Below are 15,209 nucleotides of genomic sequence, written 5' to 3' on the forward strand. Positions count from 1 at the left end.
GTCTCCTTCGGTGACCGTCTCCCTCAGCCCGCAGCGGTGGCGCTTGCCGACGCCCGTAGCCACACCTCACAGCCCACGGTCTGGAACAGCGCGTCGAAGGGCAGGGCCGCAGGCAGCGGTCGCCCGCAGACCTCGCGCAGCACGTTCGCGTCGATCAGGCCCAGCCGAGCCATCCGGGAGTCCTCGCACAGGGCCAGCAACTCGGCACGGTTCTCGCGCAGCCCCACCTCCACCTCATGGGAGCCCTCGTCCTTCGTATGGCGGGTCAGGCTCTCGTCGGGAACGATGCCGCGCATCGCCTCGACGATGAGCGGCTTGTACGACCAAGGGGTGATCCGGTCCTCCGGCCGCACTGCCAGGCCCGCTTCGATCACGCGGTCGTCGTAGTAGGGGGCGGTGACGGTGAGCCCGGTACAAGCGGCCATCTGACCCAGCTGCCGGACCAACCCGGACGTGATCCGCATCGCGTGCAGCTCGACATGCTGTCCGCGTCGCTCGGCCAGCGGTTCGGCGGTTCGGGCCGCGGTGAGAACCAGCTCGCGCACGGCATCGACCGCCGCCGGCGTCACCCATGGGGGCAGCCGCGGCGGTGTCCCCCAGTCCAGAGTGGGTGCCTCCAAGGGTGGCGGCACGGCAGTGAGCCGGTCGCCGACCCTGGCCAGCCACTCCCGGTAGGGGCTGCTGTCCCACAACTGCCGGAACGTTTCCCGATACGGCCACGGGCGCTGGGCGGCGAAACCACGCACGCGCCGCAACGCGACCCCGGGACGCGTACGCGCGAGCGCGTGCAGGTGCGCAGGTGAGCCGGCGAGCAGTTCGTCCCCGCCGAAGCCGGTCAGATGCAGCTGTGAGCCGCGCGCCGCGGCCGACCGCGGGATGACCATCCACCGGCTGCGATCGACGACGGCCGGGCACGGTTCGTCAAAGCGGTCGTCCACGTCTCGCAGACCCTCGTACACCATCGGCGACCGGTCCCCGGCGATGATGTGGTGCTCCACCTCGCCCAGTCCGGCAACGGTGCGGCGGGCCCAGGTCACGTCGTCGCCCATGGGGTCGCGGCCGTCGGCGGTGTAGGCGATGACCTTCACCGCGTCGCGAGCGGCCAGAGAGCACACCGAGGTGGAATCCAACCCGCCGAGATCACAGCTCACCAGGCCTCGGCCCCGAACCCGAGCCTCGACCGCGGCGGACAGCGCCTCCCGCAGCGCCGCCGCGCCTTCGGCCATCGGGAGCACCGGCTCGGGCGGTGTCCACCGCCTGACGGACCGTCGTCGGCCGTTGCTGTCGAGCACCAGGTAATGGTCGGTCGGCAGGGCGCCCACTCCGCGCCACACCGGTCGGCCTGCGAGCGGGTGCGGCACCGACGGATTGAGCAGATGGACCGCCAGCAGCTGCTCGTCGACCGCGGCGTCGAGCAGGTCGGCCGGCACGTCGGCCCGGTCAGCGGCCACCGTGGCGTCACCGATCCTGGCGTGGAACACCCGCCGAAGGCCGGTGACGTTTCCCTGGACGCGCACGCAACCGTCGACCGAAGCGGCGAGATGGAAGCTCCCCACCACGGAGGCGGCGAATCCGTCGAGGTCAGCGACCGTTTTCGTGCGTCCGGCCGCCGCACTGAGCCGGTCGGCGGTGACGTCGTGTTCACCGATGACCGCGATCTTCACCCGGCCTGCCTCACCGACCACCAGGGCGTGGGGCGACCAGTTGCCCAGCAACCAGGGCCGCCCGGACGGATGGCTGACCTCCTGCACCGCCCGGCCACGCAGCACGGCGCCGACCGGCGCCGCCGACGCACAGTCCGGGAGAACGACAAACCAGCACGGAACGTCGCCGCCATCAGGAAAAGTGCCCATAACGGTGTCTCTCCCGGACGCTCGCCTCGGAGTGGTCGGAGTGGTCTCGGAGTGGTCAAAGACGGGAGGGCATAAGGAGGGCGGCGGGGTTGCGTATGACACAATCCACGCCACCCGGGAACGCTTCACAGGCTGAACCTCAGGGGAATGACCCTCTCAGGCCCTCTGTTCGTGCCCAGACCAGTCCTGCGGAAAGAACCGGCCGCACTCAGCGTCGGACGCTCGTAAGTACGCATCCCGTCACACCTCCTTTCCACCACCCGAAGCCGGACTGGAGAGTTCAGGAGTGTGATCCTCGATGTGCGCACTTCAATAGCGGATCCCTTCCAGGGTAGCCACACACTTGACAAAACGCCCACTTATGGACACCCCCGGGCAGTATGGAGCCCCCTCCCGATCGGGAGGGGGCTCCATTGACTTGACTCCAGGCCCCGGCCTCAGACCCCGCTGCCATTGGGAGCAGGCGCGGCGTTCTTGACCGTCAAGGGCAGCAGCTTCTTCCCCGTCGGGCCGATCTGGATGTGGGTGTCCATCTGCGGGCACACCCCGCAGTCGAAGCACGGCGTCCACCGGCAGTCCTCGACCTCGGTCTCGTCGAGGGCGTCCTGCCAGTCCTCCCAGAGCCAGTCCTTGTCCAGGCCGGAGTCCAGGTGGTCCCAGGGAAGGACCTCCTCGTACGTCCGCTCACGCGTCGTGTACCAGTCGACGTCGACGCCGAAGGGGGCCAGCGCCTTGTCCGCGCACTGCATCCAGCGGTCGTACGAGAAGTGCTCGCGCCAGCCGTCGAAGCGGCCGCCGTCGTCGTAGACCGCGCGGATGACGGCGCCGATGCGGCGGTCGCCGCGGGAGAGCAGGCCCTCGACGATGCCGGGCTTGCCGTCGTGGTAGCGGAAGCCGATGGAGCGGCCGTACTTCTTGTCGCCGCGGATCTTGTCGCGGAGCTTCTCCAGACGGGCGTCCGTCTCCTCCGCGCTGAGCTGCGGGGCCCACTGGAAGGGCGTGTGGGGCTTGGGGACGAAGCCGCCGATGGAGACCGTGCAGCGGATGTCGTTGGAGCGGGAGACCTCGCGGCCCTTGGCGATGACCTTCGTCGCCATGTCGGCGATCTGCAGGACGTCGTCGTCGGTCTCCGTCGGCAGGCCGCACATGAAGTACAGCTTCACCTGACGCCAGCCGTTGCCGTACGCCGTCGCGACGGTACGGATCAGGTCGTCCTCCGAGACCATCTTGTTGATGACCTTGCGGATGCGCTCCGAGCCGCCCTCCGGGGCGAAGGTCAGGCCGGAGCGGCGGCCGTTCCTCGTCAGCTCGTTCGCCAGATCGATGTTGAAGGCGTCGACCCGGGTGGACGGCAGCGAAAGACCGATCTTGTCTTCCGTGTAGCGGTCGGCCAGGCCCTTGGCGATGTCGCCGATCTCCGAGTGGTCCGCCGACGACAGCGAGAGGAGGCCGACCTCCTCGAAGCCCGTCGCCTTCAGGCCCTTGTCGACCATCTCGCCGATGCCCGTGATCGAGCGCTCACGCACCGGGCGGGTGATCATGCCCGCCTGGCAGAAGCGGCAGCCTCGGGTGCAGCCGCGGAAGATCTCCACCGACATGCGCTCATGGACCGTCTCGGCGAGCGGCACCAGGGGCTGCTTGGGGTACGGCCACTCGTCCAGGTCCATGACGGTGTGCTTGGACACGCGCCACGGGACGCCCGACTTGTTCGGTACGACGCGGGCGATACGGCCGTCCGCGAGGTACTCGACGTCGTAGAACGCCGGGATGTACACCGCACCCGTCTTCGCCAGGCGGAAGAGGACCTCTTCGCGGCCGCCGGGGCGGCCCTCCGCCTTCCACTCGCGGATGATCTTCGTCATGTCGAGCACGGCCTGCTCGCCGTCGCCGATGACGGCGGCGTCGATGAAGTCGGCGATCGGCTCGGGGTTGAAGGCCGCGTGGCCGCCGGCCAGGACGATCGGGTCGTCGATGGTCCGGTCCTTGGACTCCAGCGGGATACCGGCCAGGTCCAGGGCCGTGAGCATGTTGGTGTAGCCGAGCTCGGTGGAGAAGGACAGGCCGAACACGTCGAAGGCCTTCACCGGGCGGTGGCTGTCCACCGTGAACTGCGGGACGCCGTGCTCCCGCATCAGCGCCTCCAGGTCCGGCCACACGCTGTACGTGCGCTCGGCGAGGACGCCCTCCTGCTCGTTCAGGACCTCGTAAAGGATCATGACGCCCTGGTTGGGCAGACCGACCTCGTACGCGTCGGGGTACATGAGCGCCCAGCGGACGTCGCAGGACTCCCACGGCTTGACCGTGGAGTTGAGCTCTCCGCCGACGTACTGGATCGGCTTCTGCACATGCGGGAGCAGAGCTTCGAGCTGCGGGAACACGGACTCAGCGGCCGCAGCGGCTTCGGCAGGCATGTCGCGAACCTTCGTGAGCTGGACTGAACTGACAGGGGTGACCATCTAGCCTAACGCGACCGCGGACACCCCCCGTACGTCCGAAGGCTCAGAGGACCTCCGTCGCGCCCTTGGTGCCGGCCCAGAACCCGGGCAGCTCGGCCTCCACGGCCGCCGCACGCTGCTCCTCACGCCCGTACAGCAGGCCGTACGTGAAGGCGCTCTCCCCGGCCGCGTGCGCGACCGCGGACAGCTCGCGCAGGGTCCCGCGGGCCATGACGCTGTCCTGGTGCTCGCCGAGCAGGTTCTGCAAGGACTTCATGGTCTTGACCAGGTCCTTGGCCGGCTTGCCGAGCGCCGGGGTGGCCGCTTCCGCCGCGTAACGGGTGCGCTTGGTCTTCTTGCGGGCCTCGTGGATGGCGACGTCCCGGTCGCTGCCGGGGTCCAGCTCCAGCGCCTGCTCGACGAGCCGGGCCACCTTGCGGAAGTCCTTCTTCACGGCCTTGGGCAGCACCTTGCCGGGTTTCTTCCCGGCCGCCTCCCGCAGCGGCGGGTCGGTGAGCACCGCGTCCAGGGTGTCGAGCAGGGCCAGGTAGCGGTGGGAGTCCAGGACCCCGATCAGCCGGCCGCTCGCCCCGCCGGGGCTGTCACCCGCCCACTTGCTCACACGCTCGGCGACCGGACCGGAGACCAGCGCGGAGGGCACCTCGTCCAGAGCCGTCAACAGGCGTTCGTTCAGCACCTCTCGGTCCCGGTCCACGCCCAGCTCGCCGGCCAGCCACTTCAGCTCGTCACCGATCGGGTCGGTGACCGCCCGGTCCAGGACCTTGCCGAAGGACTTGAAGGTGCTGCGCAGCCGGCGGGTGGCGACGCGCATGCTGTGGACGGAATCCTCGACGTCCTGGCGTACCGCGGGGTCGAGGTCGACGATGGCGTCCCGCTGGGCACGGACGTACGCGAGCACGTGATCCCCGGCGGTCACGGCCTCCTCGGCGGACCCGGAAGCGAGCTTCCTCTTCTTCGGGGCGGTCTCGGCCAGGGCCCGCGCGAGCTTCGACGCCGACTTCGACGGCCGTACACCCGCCTTGCGCAACCGCTTCTCCACCTTGTCGAGCAGGACCGGGTCGACGTCGTCGGCCAGCTCCACCTCGATCTCGGTCCACTGTGCGGTGCCACTGCCGCCGCTGAGGCGTTCCGCCCGAACGGCGTCCACGCTGACCTCCGCCAGCACCCGCCCCTCGGCGTCGACGAGGTCCCGCACATCGCGGTCGGAACGCAGCCGGACCACAGGCACCAGCTCGGCGTCCCTGACCCTGGAGCGGACGAGTCCGGCGAGATCACCGGGCAGGTCGTCGGACAACGGGGCCTGGATCTCGTCCCGCACGCCCGGACTGACGGGGAACTTCAGATGCCAGCCCGCGTCGGAGCCGCCCGTCCTGCGTCGCAGGGTGACGGACGACGCGGCGAGGCGTTCGTCCACGGTGTCGTAGTAGGTGGCGTCCAACTGCGCGACACCTTTGTCGATGACCTCCGCCACCCCGGCGACGCCCGTCAGATCGGGCAGGCCGCTCTCGTCGGACTCGTACTTCCGCTCGATCTCGCGCTTTGTGTCCGCCATGACCTGAATCTAGTTGGTGTCACGACGTGATAACAGGGCCCACTCGACATGGACACCGGGCAAACGGGCGATGACGCCAGGGCATCCGACGTTTCTCGGTCTAGGGGTTCGGCACCCGGTCCGGAGCCCGGCGCTACGCGGACATCGGACGCTGCACCCGGATCGACTGCAGCAACCCGACCGCCACCCACACCGCGAACATCGACGACCCTCCGTACGACACGAACGGCAGCGGCAGACCGGTCACCGGCATGATTCCCAGCGTCATCCCGATGTTCTCGAACGACTGGAAGGCGAACCACGCCACGATCCCCGCCGCGACGATCGTCCCGTACAGCTCGGTCGTCTCCCGCGCGATCCGGCAGGCCCGCCACAGGATCACACCGAGGAGCAGGATGATCAGCCCACCGCCGACGAAGCCCAGCTCCTCCCCCGCCACCGTGAAGACGAAGTCGGTCTGCTGCTCCGGCACGAACTGGCCGGTCGTCTGCGAGCCGTGGAACAGACCCGAGCCGGTGAGCCCGCCCGAACCGATCGCGATACGCGCCTGGTTGGTGTTGTAGCCGACGCCCGCCGGATCGAGCTCGGGGTTGGCGAAGGCCGCGAAACGGGCGATCTGGTAGTCGTCCAGAACACCCAGTTGCCAGATCGCGATCGCACCGATCGTCCCCGTGCCGATCAGCCCGAAGACCCAGCGGTTGGAGGCGCCGGACGCGAGCAGCACGCCCAGCACGATCACGACCATCACCATGACCGAGCCGAGGTCGGGCATGAGCATCACGATCAGCATGGGCACCGTGGCCAGGCCCAGCGCCTGCACGACCGTGCGGTGGTCGGGGTACTGCTTGTCGCCCGCGTCCACTCTCGTCGCCAGCAGCATCGCCATGCCCAGGATGATCGTGACCTTCACGAACTCCGAGGGCTGGAGGGAGAAGCCGCCGGGAAGCTTGATCCAGGAGTGGGCGCCGTTGATGGTCGAGCCGAGCGGGGTGAGCACCAGCAGGATCAGGAAGACCGAGACGCCGTACAGGATCGGCACGGCGGTGCGCAGGGTGCGGTGGCCGAGCCAGACCGTGCCGATCATCAGGGCGAAGCCGATGCCGGCGTTCAGCAGATGGCGGACCAGGAAGTAGTACTGGTCGCCCTGGTTGAGCTCGGTGCGGTTGCGGGTCGCCGAGAAGACGAGCAGCGAGCCCATCAGCGACAGGCCGATCGCCGCCAGCAGTATCGTCCAGTCGAGCCTGCGGGCGAGCGAGTCTCGGGCGAACAAGCGGGTCCAGCCCGCCCGTTCCGGCCCGTACCCGGAGACCTGGAAGCTGTTGGCGCCGGTCATGTGAGCATCCTTCGGCTTCCCCGCCTGCGGCTGCGCCGCCGCCTGCGCCGTGTGTCCCGGTTCTCCGCCGACGGCGTCGCCGCCGTGCCGGCGAGCTGCTGCTGGTCCGTGGAGTCCTTACCCTTCTGGCGGGCCCGCTCCTCCTTCGCCGGGTCCTTGGAGACCTTCGGCGAGGTGATGGTGCCGTCCGTCCGGACCTTGGGCAGGCTCTTCTGCGGCGTCGGCAGCAGCGCCTTCTTCTTGTCGATCGCGCCGTCGTCGGAGACGCCGTACAGCGCGTCGTAGATGTTGCGCACGGCCGGACCCGAGGCGCCGGAACCCGTACCACCCTGGGAGATCGTCATGACGACCGCGTAGTCCTTGGTGTACGTGGCGAACCACGAGGTCGTCTGCTTGCCGTAGACCTCCGCGGTACCGGTCTTGGCGTGCATCGGGATCTTGTCCTGCGGCCAGCCGACGTCCGCGAACCGCCAGGCGGCGGTACCGCGGGTGGCGACGCCGGCGAGGGCGTCGTCCATCTCGGCCAGCGTCTGCCTGCTTATGGGCAGCTTGCCGTGGGACTTGGGCTTGATCTCCTCGACGTTCTTGCCGTCGGCGCTGACGATCGCCTTGCCGACGGTGGGGTCGTACAGGGTGCCGCCGTTGGAGATGGCCGCGTAGATCGTGGCCATCTGGATCGGCGTGACGAGGGTGTCGCCCTGGCCGATGGAGTAGTTGACCGAGTCACCGGCGCGCAGCCGGTTGCCTTCGAGGCAGTTCTCGTAGGCGATCTTCTCGGCGTACGAGCCGTCCTTCTTGCCGTACTTGCACCAGGCGTCCTTGTTGGCCTTCCAGTAGTCCTGCTTCCACTGGCGGTCCGGAATGCGCCCGGTGACCTCGTTGGGCAGGTCGATCCCGGTCTCCGCGCCGAGGCCGAACTGGTGCGCCGTCTTGTAGAACCAGTCGTTGGCGTTCTTCTTCGGCTTCGTGCCGCCGTCGCGCTGCCATTCCTGGTGGGAGAGGCGGTAGAAGACGGTGTCGCAGGAGACTTCCAGCGCACGCCCCAGGCTGATCGGGCCGTACCCCTTGGACTCGAAGTTCTTGAAGACCTGGCCGCCGATCGAGTACGAGCTCGAGCATTGGTAGGGGCCGTCGAAGGAGTAGCCGGCGTTGACGGCGGCCGCCGTCGGGACGACCTTGAAGATCGAGCCGGGGGCCGACTGGCCCTGGATCGCGCGGTTGAGCAGCGGGTAGTTGGACTCCTTGCCGGTCAGCCTCGTGTAGTCCTTGGCGGAGATGCCGCCCACCCAGGCGTTGGGGTCGTAGGTCGGGTTGGACGCCATGGCGACGATCCGGCCGGTCTTGGCCTCCATCACCACCACGGCGCCGGAGTCGGCCTTGTACGGCTCGTTGGTGTTGCGGTCCCACTCCTTGCGGGCCTGCTTCATCGCGTCGTTCAGCTCGTACTCGGCGACCCGCTGCACCCGTGCGTCGATGCTGGTGACGAGATTGGAGCCGGCCTGCGCGGCGTCCGCCTTGGCCTGGCCGATCACCCGGCCGAGATTGTCCACCTCGTACCGGGTGACACCGGCCTTGCCCCGCAGTTCCTTGTCGTACTCCCGCTCCAGCCCCGAGCGGCCGACCTGGTCCGAGCGCAGGTACGGTGAGTCGCTGTCCTGGGCCTTCTGGATCTCCTCGTCCGTGACCGGGGAGAGGTAGCCGAGGACCTGGGCGGTGTTGGCCTCACCGGGGCTCGCGTAGCGGCGCACCGCCTGCGGCTCGGCCGTGATGCCGGGGAAGTCCTCGGCCCGCTCGCGGATCTGCAGGGCCTGCTTCGGGGTGGCCTCGTCGGTGATCGGGATCGGCTGGTACGGCGAGCCGTTCCAGCAGGGCTGCGGCGTCTGCGCATCGCACAGCCGGACCTTCTCCCGCACCTCCTTCGGGGTCATCCCCAGCACACCCGCCAGCTTGGTCAGGACCGCCTTGCCGTCGTCCGGCATCTTCAGCAGATCCGTGCGCGAGGCGGACACCACCAACCGCGTCTCGTTGTCCGCCAGCGCCACCCCGCGCGCGTCCAGGATCGACCCGCGCACCGCGGGCTGCACGACCTGCTGGACATGGTTGCCCGACGCCTCCTTGGCGTAGGCGTCGCCCTCGCGGATCTGCAGGTACCACAGGCGGCCGCCGAGGGTGCCGAGGAGGGAGAGGACGAGGACTTGGATGACGATGAGCCGGATCTGGACGCGTGGCGTCCGGCCCGTCTCGGGAATGTTGGTCACGTCTGCTGCTCCCCCTCTCAGCTCGTGGACGGATAGGTGTGCGCGAAGGACGGCCGGGTGCGAACGAACGACCACCGTCTGCGTACGAGTGATGAACGTCGGGCCCGCGCGGCGCGGTTCCGGTGATCGTCACCCGTTCCGGTGAACTCTCCTGCGGTCACAGCCGCTTGACCCCCTTGATGCGCCCGGCGCGCGCCGTCCGCGCCCGCCCGGCCTTGACCTTCAGGCCGCCCAGCCCACCGCGCTGACCGCCGATGCGCAGGCCGGTGCCGCCGGAGAGCCAGCCGGAGGAGATGTTGGGCTTCTTCGCCTGGGAGTTGGTCTCGGCGAGCGGGTCGTTCTCCGCGCGCCGGGCCAGCGCCATGATCCCGGGGACCACGAACGGCGCGAGCAGCAGGTCGTACAGCGCGGCCGTGAAGAGCAGGCTGCCCAGGCCGACATGGCGGGCGGCGGTGTCCCCGACGAGGGCGCCGACACCGGCGTACAGCAGGGTCGAGCCGATCGCGGCGACGACCACGACGACCATCGGTCCGGTGGCCGACTTCAGCCGCCCGTTCTCCGGTTTGACGAGCCCGGCGAGATAGCCGATGACGCACAGCACCAGCGCATAGCGGCCGGCGGCGTGGTCGGCGGGCGGGGCGAGGTCGGCGAGCAGACCGGCGCCGAAGCCGACGAGGGCGCCGCCGACATGGCCGTAGACGAGGGCGAGGCCCAGCACGGTGAGGAGCAGCAGGTCGGGGACGGCGCCCGGGAGGTGCAGGCGGGCGAGGACGCTCACCTGGAGCACCAGGGCGACGACGACCAGCGAGGAGGAGAGCAGGATTCGGTTGACGCGCATGGGGCTTCAGCTCCTACTGCTCTTGCTCGTACTGGTTCTGGCCGTCGACCGGGGGCTCGCCGGACGGTGTGACGGTGACCGTCACGGTCGGCGTCGGGGTCGGCTTGGGCTTGGCGGGGAGCACCGTGTCGCGCGGGTCCTTCTCGGGGGCCTGGACGACGACGCCGACGATGTCGAGCTTGCTGAAGCCGACGTAGGGCGCGACATACAGGGTGCGGGTGAGGTTGCCGCCGGACGGGTCGACACGCGACACGACGCCGACGGGGACACCGGGCACGAAGGGCTTGTCGGCCTGCGAGCCGAAGGTGACGAGGCGGTCGCCCTTCTTCACCTCGGCCTTGCCGTTGAGGAGTTCGACACGCAGCGGACGGTCGCCCTGGCCGGAGGCGAAGCCGAGCTCGTCGGTGGATTCCATGCGGGTGCCGACGGTGAAGTCGGGGTCGTTGGCGAGGAGTACGGTCGCGGTGTTCGGGCCGACGGTGGTCACCCGCCCGACCAGCCCGTCCCCGTTCAGGACCGTCATGTCGCGCTTGATGCCGTCGCCCGCGCCGACGTCGATGGTGATCGTCCAGGAGAAGCCCTGGGCCGCTCCTATGGCGATGACCTCGGCGCCCTTGATGCCGTACTGGCCCTGGCCCGCGATCTTCAGCATCTTGTCGAGCTGACGCAGCCGGCTTCGGTCACGGTCGTCGCTGCCGAGCTTCGCCTTGAGGGCCGCGTTCTCCTGCTCCAGCTGGGCGAGCCGGTCATGGCGCTCGCCGGAGTCGCGGATCGCGGCGACCGCGTTGCCGACCGGGTTCACCCCGGCCGACACGCCGTCCTCGATCGGGCCGAACACCGCGGCGGCGGCGGACCGGGCGCCGTCGACGGGGGAATCCTCACCGCCGCGGATGTCCACCGTGATCAACGCGAACGCGATGGCGATCAGCAGCACCAGGAGCAGCCGGCTCTCTCGTGTGTCCCTCACGTGCGGCGGCCGTGCCCTTCCTCATAGGAATTCGGGAAACCCCCGGTAAACCCGAGGGGTTCTGTATACGGAGGTTGTACGCGGAGTTGTCTGCGAGGTATCGAGGCTCATTGTGGAGCTTATGCCTCTATATCAACGATCCGCCGTACGAGAGGAGATCATCCCGTACGGCGGAATCGAAGAGTTATGTCATCTGCGCGGCTGGGCGTCCAGCACCTGCTGCAACGCCTCGAACTCCTCGACACACTTGCCGGACCCGAGCGCCACGCTGTCCAGCGGGTCCTCGGCGATGTGGATCGGCATGCCGGTCTCGCGGCGCAGCCGCTCGTCGAGGCCGCGCAGCAGGGCGCCGCCGCCGGTCAGAACGATTCCTCGGTCCATGATGTCGCCGGACAGCTCCGGCGGGCACTTGTCGAGGGTCGTCTTCACGGCGTCGACAATCGCGTTGACCGGCTCCTCGATGGCCTTGCGCACTTCGGCCGCGGAGATGACGACGGTCTTCGGCAGCCCGGAGACAAGGTCCCGGCCGCGGATTTCGGTGTGCTCGTCAGCGTCGAGATCGTACGCAGAACCGATCGTGATCTTGATCTGCTCGGCCGTCCGCTCACCCAGCAGAAGGGAGTACTCCTTCTTGATGTGCTGGATGATCGCGTTGTCCAGTTCGTCGCCCGCGACACGGATGGACTGGGCGGTGACGATGCCGCCGAGGGAGATGACCGCGACCTCCGTGGTGCCGCCGCCGATGTCGACCACCATGTTGCCCGTGGCCTCGTGGACCGGCAGGCCGGAGCCGATGGCCGCGGCCATGGGCTCCTCGATGATGTGCACCTGGCGGGCGCCGGCCTGGGACGACGCCTCGATGACGGCGCGGCGCTCGACGCCGGTGATGCCGGAGGGCACACAGACGACGACCCGCGGGCGAGCCAGATACCGCCGCTTGTGGATCTTCAGGATGAAGTAGCGGAGCATCCGCTCGGTGATCTCGAAGTCGGCGATCACGCCGTCCTTCAGCGGACGTACGGCAACGATGTTGCCGGGCGTGCGCCCGATCATCTTCTTCGCCTCGGCGCCGACCGCGAGGATGCCACCGGTGTTGGTGTTGATCGCGACGACGGACGGCTCGTTGAGTACGATCCCGCGACCCCTGACGTACACCAGCGTGTTGGCGGTCCCGAGGTCGACAGCCATGTCACGGCCGATGAACGACATTGAGTTCCCCATCAGGATTCGTCTGGCCTTCCTGGGAGCTTTTGATGGCTTTTCAGGTCGGCGAAGTGGGTGCTGTGACGTGAAGGCTTCTATCGTAGACGCGCCTTCGCGAACACTGCGGGAGGGTCTTCGCCATTGTCAGCAGATGACGAGCCGCCCCGCTTGTAGGGACGGGCCATCGGGGGCACTCGTTCCCTCGATCGCCACGCATATGCCGCAGGGCGGCCGGGTTTCTACGGCCGCCCCGGATCGGGCCGGTTGAAGGGGCTCAGGCGCGGCCCGGGAAGAAGATCTTCACCTCGCGCTCGGCGGACTCCTCGGAGTCGGAGGCGTGGATCAGATTCTCGCGGACGATCACACCGTAGTCACCCCGAATGGAGCCGGGCGCGGCGGCGATCGGGTCGGTCGGACCGGCCAGCTGGCGCAGCCCCTCGATGACCCGCTCGCCCTCGACGATCAGGGCGACGACCGGGCCGGAGGCCATGAACTCCACCAGCGGCTCGTAGAAGGGCTTGCCCTTGTGCTCGCCGTAGTGCTGCTCCAGCGTCTCCTGGTCCAGCGTGCGCAGCTCCAGCGCCGTGATCTGCCAGCCGGCCTTGCGCTCGATGCGGCTGATGATCTCGCCGGTCAGGCCGCGGCGGACTGCGTCGGGCTTGAGCAGGACGAGGGTGCGCTGGGTCACGAGGGGGCTCCTTCTTACAGCCGGTGGTGCGGTGGGATGAGGCTACAGTGCGCACCCAGGTGCCTGTTACGCAGTGTCAGCTTGCGCTCAGGCGCCGGAGGGGCTGCCTTCACCGCTCTGCGCGGCGAATCTCGCCTTCGCCTCGTCGACCTTCCTGCCGAAGTGCACCGAGGCCCACCACAGCGCCGCGAAGATCGCGCCGAGGAAGAACATCGTGGGGACGATGAAGCCCGAGGCGATGAGGGCGATCTGCAGGGCCCAGCCGAGGGCGACGCCGCCGGGGCGGGTCACCACGCCGCACAGCACCAGGCACAGGAACATCGCGATGCCGCTGACCGTCCACACCTGCGCCATGGACAGGTCGGGGTCCTTCATGGCGACCAGACCGGCGAAGCCGATGACGAAGAACTCGCCGATCAGAGTCGAGGAACAGAGCGTACGCATCTTTCGGACTCAGCCCTTCCGCAGGAGCAGCCGGGCTTCGCCGACCGTGATGACGGACCCGGTGACCAGCACGCCACCACCCGCGAACTCGCCCTCCTCCTCGGCCAGCGTGATCGCGGCCTCCAGGGCGTCCGGCAGCCGCGGCTCGACCTGCACGCGCTCCTCGCCGAACACCTCGACGGCGATGGCGGCCAGTTCGTCGGCGTCCATGGCCCGGTGGGAGGAGTTCTGCGTGACGACGATCTCGGCGAAGATCGGCTCGAAGGCCTCCAGCAGCCCCTGCACGTTCTTGTCGCCGCTCGCCCCCACCACGCCGATCAGCCGGCTGAAGTCGAAGGCCTCCCCGATCGCCTCGGCGGTCACCCGCGCGCCGGCCGGGTTGTGGGCGGCGTCGAGCACGACGGTCGGAGAGCGCCGTACGACCTCCATACGGCCCGGCGAGGCGACGGCGGCGAAGGCCTTGCGGACGGTGTCGATGTCCAGCGGCTCGGCCCGCGCGGCGCCGACGCCGAAGAACGCCTCCACCGCGGAGAGGGCGACGGCGGCGTTGTGCGCCTGGTGCGCGCCGTGCAGCGGCAGATACACCTCGGGGTACTCGCCGCCCAGTCCGCGCAGGGTGACCAGCTGTCCGCCGACGGCGACCTGACGCGCCACGACCCCGAACTCCAGGCCCTCCCGGGCCACGGTCGCGTCGACCTCCACGGCCTTCTTCAGCAGCACCTGCGCGGCGTCCACCGGCTGCTGGGCCATGATCACGGTGGCGTCCTGCTTGATGATCCCGGCCTTCTCCAGGGCGATCTCACCCGGGGTGGTGCCGAGCCGGTCGGTGTGGTCGAGGTCTATGGGCGTCACGACGGCGACGTCACCGTCGATGACGTTGGTGGCGTCCCAGGCGCCGCCCATCCCGACCTCCACGACGGCGACGTCGACGGGCGCGTCGGCGAAGGCGGCGTAGGCCATGCCGGTCAGCACCTCGAAGAAGGACAGCCGGTACTCCTGCTGTCCGTCGACCATCTCGACGTACGGCTTGATGTCGTTGTACGTCTCGACGAAGCGCTCGGCGGAGATCGCGGCGCCGTCCAGGCTGATCCGCTCGGTGACCGACTGGACGTGCGGCGAGGTGTAGCGGCCGGTGCGCAGCTCGAAGGCGCCGAGAAGGGCCTCGATCATGCGGGCCGTCGACGTCTTGCCGTTGGTGCCGGTGATGTGGATGGAGGGGTACGACCGCTGCGGCTCGCCGAGCACGTCCATGAGCGCGGCGATACGGCTGACGGACGGCTCCAGCTTGGTCTCGCCCCAGCGCGTCGCGAGCTCCGCCTCGACCTCGCGCAAGGCCTTGTCGACCTCGGGGTCCTCGGGGCGTGCGGGCACGTCGGCCTCCGGCGGGCCGCCCTGGGTGCGCAGGGTGCGGCTGCCGGCCTCGATGACCGCGAGATCGGGGTCGCGGTCGGTTTCTGCCGCGATGATCTCGTCGAAGGGGTCGTCGCTCTCACTCACGGGGCCAGTCTACGGAGGGGGACTGACAGAGTGCCCACGGAGTGGGGTGCGTGGTGTTGTGCGGCGGGTGCGGGTGCGTGGTGGATACGCGGAGGCCCCCGGCGCCTCACAGCGCCGGGG

The 15,209-nt window shown here is 69.1% G+C and carries 12 protein-coding genes; all 12 read right to left on the reverse strand.

Features of this window, described 5'->3' with window-relative positions:
* Positions 1 to 23: 23 nt before the first annotated feature.
* Positions 24 to 1,853, reverse strand: coding sequence for a lasso peptide isopeptide bond-forming cyclase (locus EJ357_RS15610; protein ID WP_126392202.1), 1,830 nt, complete (start codon positions 1,851 to 1,853; stop codon positions 24 to 26).
* Between the two features lie 125 nt (positions 1,854 to 1,978).
* Complete coding sequence (locus EJ357_RS50750; protein ID WP_399102373.1) at positions 1,979 to 2,089, reverse strand: keywimysin-related RiPP; 111 nt, start codon at positions 2,087 to 2,089, stop codon at positions 1,979 to 1,981.
* A 201-nt stretch (positions 2,090 to 2,290) separates the two neighbouring features.
* Positions 2,291 to 4,264: a TIGR03960 family B12-binding radical SAM protein gene (locus tag EJ357_RS15615; RefSeq protein ID WP_126392203.1), complete on the reverse strand. Its 1,974-nt coding sequence runs from the start codon at positions 4,262 to 4,264 to the stop codon at positions 2,291 to 2,293.
* Between the two features lie 88 nt (positions 4,265 to 4,352).
* On the reverse strand, positions 4,353 to 5,861 hold the full coding sequence (locus EJ357_RS15620) for a CYTH and CHAD domain-containing protein (protein ID WP_126392204.1): 1,509 nt from the start codon (positions 5,859 to 5,861) through the stop codon (positions 4,353 to 4,355).
* 133 nt (positions 5,862 to 5,994) lie between these two features.
* Positions 5,995 to 7,194: a rod shape-determining protein RodA gene (gene rodA, locus EJ357_RS15625; RefSeq protein WP_126392205.1), complete on the reverse strand. Its 1,200-nt coding sequence runs from the start codon at positions 7,192 to 7,194 to the stop codon at positions 5,995 to 5,997.
* On the reverse strand, positions 7,191 to 9,452 hold the full coding sequence (gene mrdA / locus EJ357_RS15630) for a penicillin-binding protein 2 (RefSeq protein ID WP_126392206.1): 2,262 nt from the start codon (positions 9,450 to 9,452) through the stop codon (positions 7,191 to 7,193). Before mrdA ends, rodA begins: the two co-directional genes overlap by 4 nt.
* Positions 9,453 to 9,609: 157 nt before the next feature.
* Complete coding sequence (mreD, locus tag EJ357_RS15635; protein ID WP_126392207.1) at positions 9,610 to 10,290, reverse strand: rod shape-determining protein MreD; 681 nt, start codon at positions 10,288 to 10,290, stop codon at positions 9,610 to 9,612.
* 13 nt (positions 10,291 to 10,303) lie between these two features.
* Positions 10,304 to 11,257: a rod shape-determining protein MreC gene (gene mreC / locus EJ357_RS15640; protein ID WP_126392208.1), complete on the reverse strand. Its 954-nt coding sequence runs from the start codon at positions 11,255 to 11,257 to the stop codon at positions 10,304 to 10,306.
* A gap of 189 nt (positions 11,258 to 11,446) precedes the next feature.
* On the reverse strand, positions 11,447 to 12,466 hold the full coding sequence (locus EJ357_RS15645) for a rod shape-determining protein (protein WP_004931372.1): 1,020 nt from the start codon (positions 12,464 to 12,466) through the stop codon (positions 11,447 to 11,449).
* Between the two features lie 268 nt (positions 12,467 to 12,734).
* Positions 12,735 to 13,148 carry a nucleoside-diphosphate kinase gene (gene ndk, locus EJ357_RS15650; RefSeq protein ID WP_004001296.1) on the reverse strand — a complete coding sequence of 138 codons (414 nt, stop codon included), beginning with the start codon at positions 13,146 to 13,148 and terminating at the stop codon, positions 12,735 to 12,737.
* A gap of 87 nt (positions 13,149 to 13,235) precedes the next feature.
* On the reverse strand, positions 13,236 to 13,592 hold the full coding sequence (locus EJ357_RS15655; RefSeq protein WP_126392209.1) for a DUF4233 domain-containing protein: 357 nt from the start codon (positions 13,590 to 13,592) through the stop codon (positions 13,236 to 13,238).
* 9 nt (positions 13,593 to 13,601) lie between these two features.
* On the reverse strand, positions 13,602 to 15,089 hold the full coding sequence (gene folC / locus EJ357_RS15660) for a bifunctional tetrahydrofolate synthase/dihydrofolate synthase (RefSeq protein ID WP_126392210.1): 1,488 nt from the start codon (positions 15,087 to 15,089) through the stop codon (positions 13,602 to 13,604).
* Between the last annotated feature and the right edge of the window lie 120 nt (positions 15,090 to 15,209).

This window comes from Streptomyces cyaneochromogenes, assembly GCF_003963535.1.
Classification (GTDB): Bacteria; Actinomycetota; Actinomycetes; order Streptomycetales; family Streptomycetaceae; genus Streptomyces; species Streptomyces shaanxiensis.

What these genes read in the sequence shown, in the direction of transcription:
- EJ357_RS15610 (WP_126392202.1), bottom strand. Translation starts at nt 1,853, where the DNA reads ATGGGCACTTTTCCTGATGGCGGCGACGTTCCGTGCTGGTTTGTCGTT.
- EJ357_RS50750 (WP_399102373.1), bottom strand. Translation starts at nt 2,089, where the DNA reads ATGCGTACTTACGAGCGTCCGACGCTGAGTGCGGCCGGTTCTTTCCGC.
- EJ357_RS15615 (WP_126392203.1), bottom strand. Translation starts at nt 4,264, where the DNA reads ATGCCTGCCGAAGCCGCTGCGGCCGCTGAGTCCGTGTTCCCGCAGCTC.
- EJ357_RS15620 (WP_126392204.1), bottom strand. Translation starts at nt 5,861, where the DNA reads ATGGCGGACACAAAGCGCGAGATCGAGCGGAAGTACGAGTCCGACGAG.
- rodA (WP_126392205.1), bottom strand. Translation starts at nt 7,194, where the DNA reads ATGACCGGCGCCAACAGCTTCCAGGTCTCCGGGTACGGGCCGGAACGG.
- mreD (WP_126392207.1), bottom strand. Translation starts at nt 10,290, where the DNA reads ATGCGCGTCAACCGAATCCTGCTCTCCTCCTCGCTGGTCGTCGTCGCC.
- EJ357_RS15645 (WP_004931372.1), bottom strand. Translation starts at nt 12,466, where the DNA reads ATGTCGTTCATCGGCCGTGACATGGCTGTCGACCTCGGGACCGCCAAC.
- EJ357_RS15655 (WP_126392209.1), bottom strand. Translation starts at nt 13,592, where the DNA reads ATGCGTACGCTCTGTTCCTCGACTCTGATCGGCGAGTTCTTCGTCATC.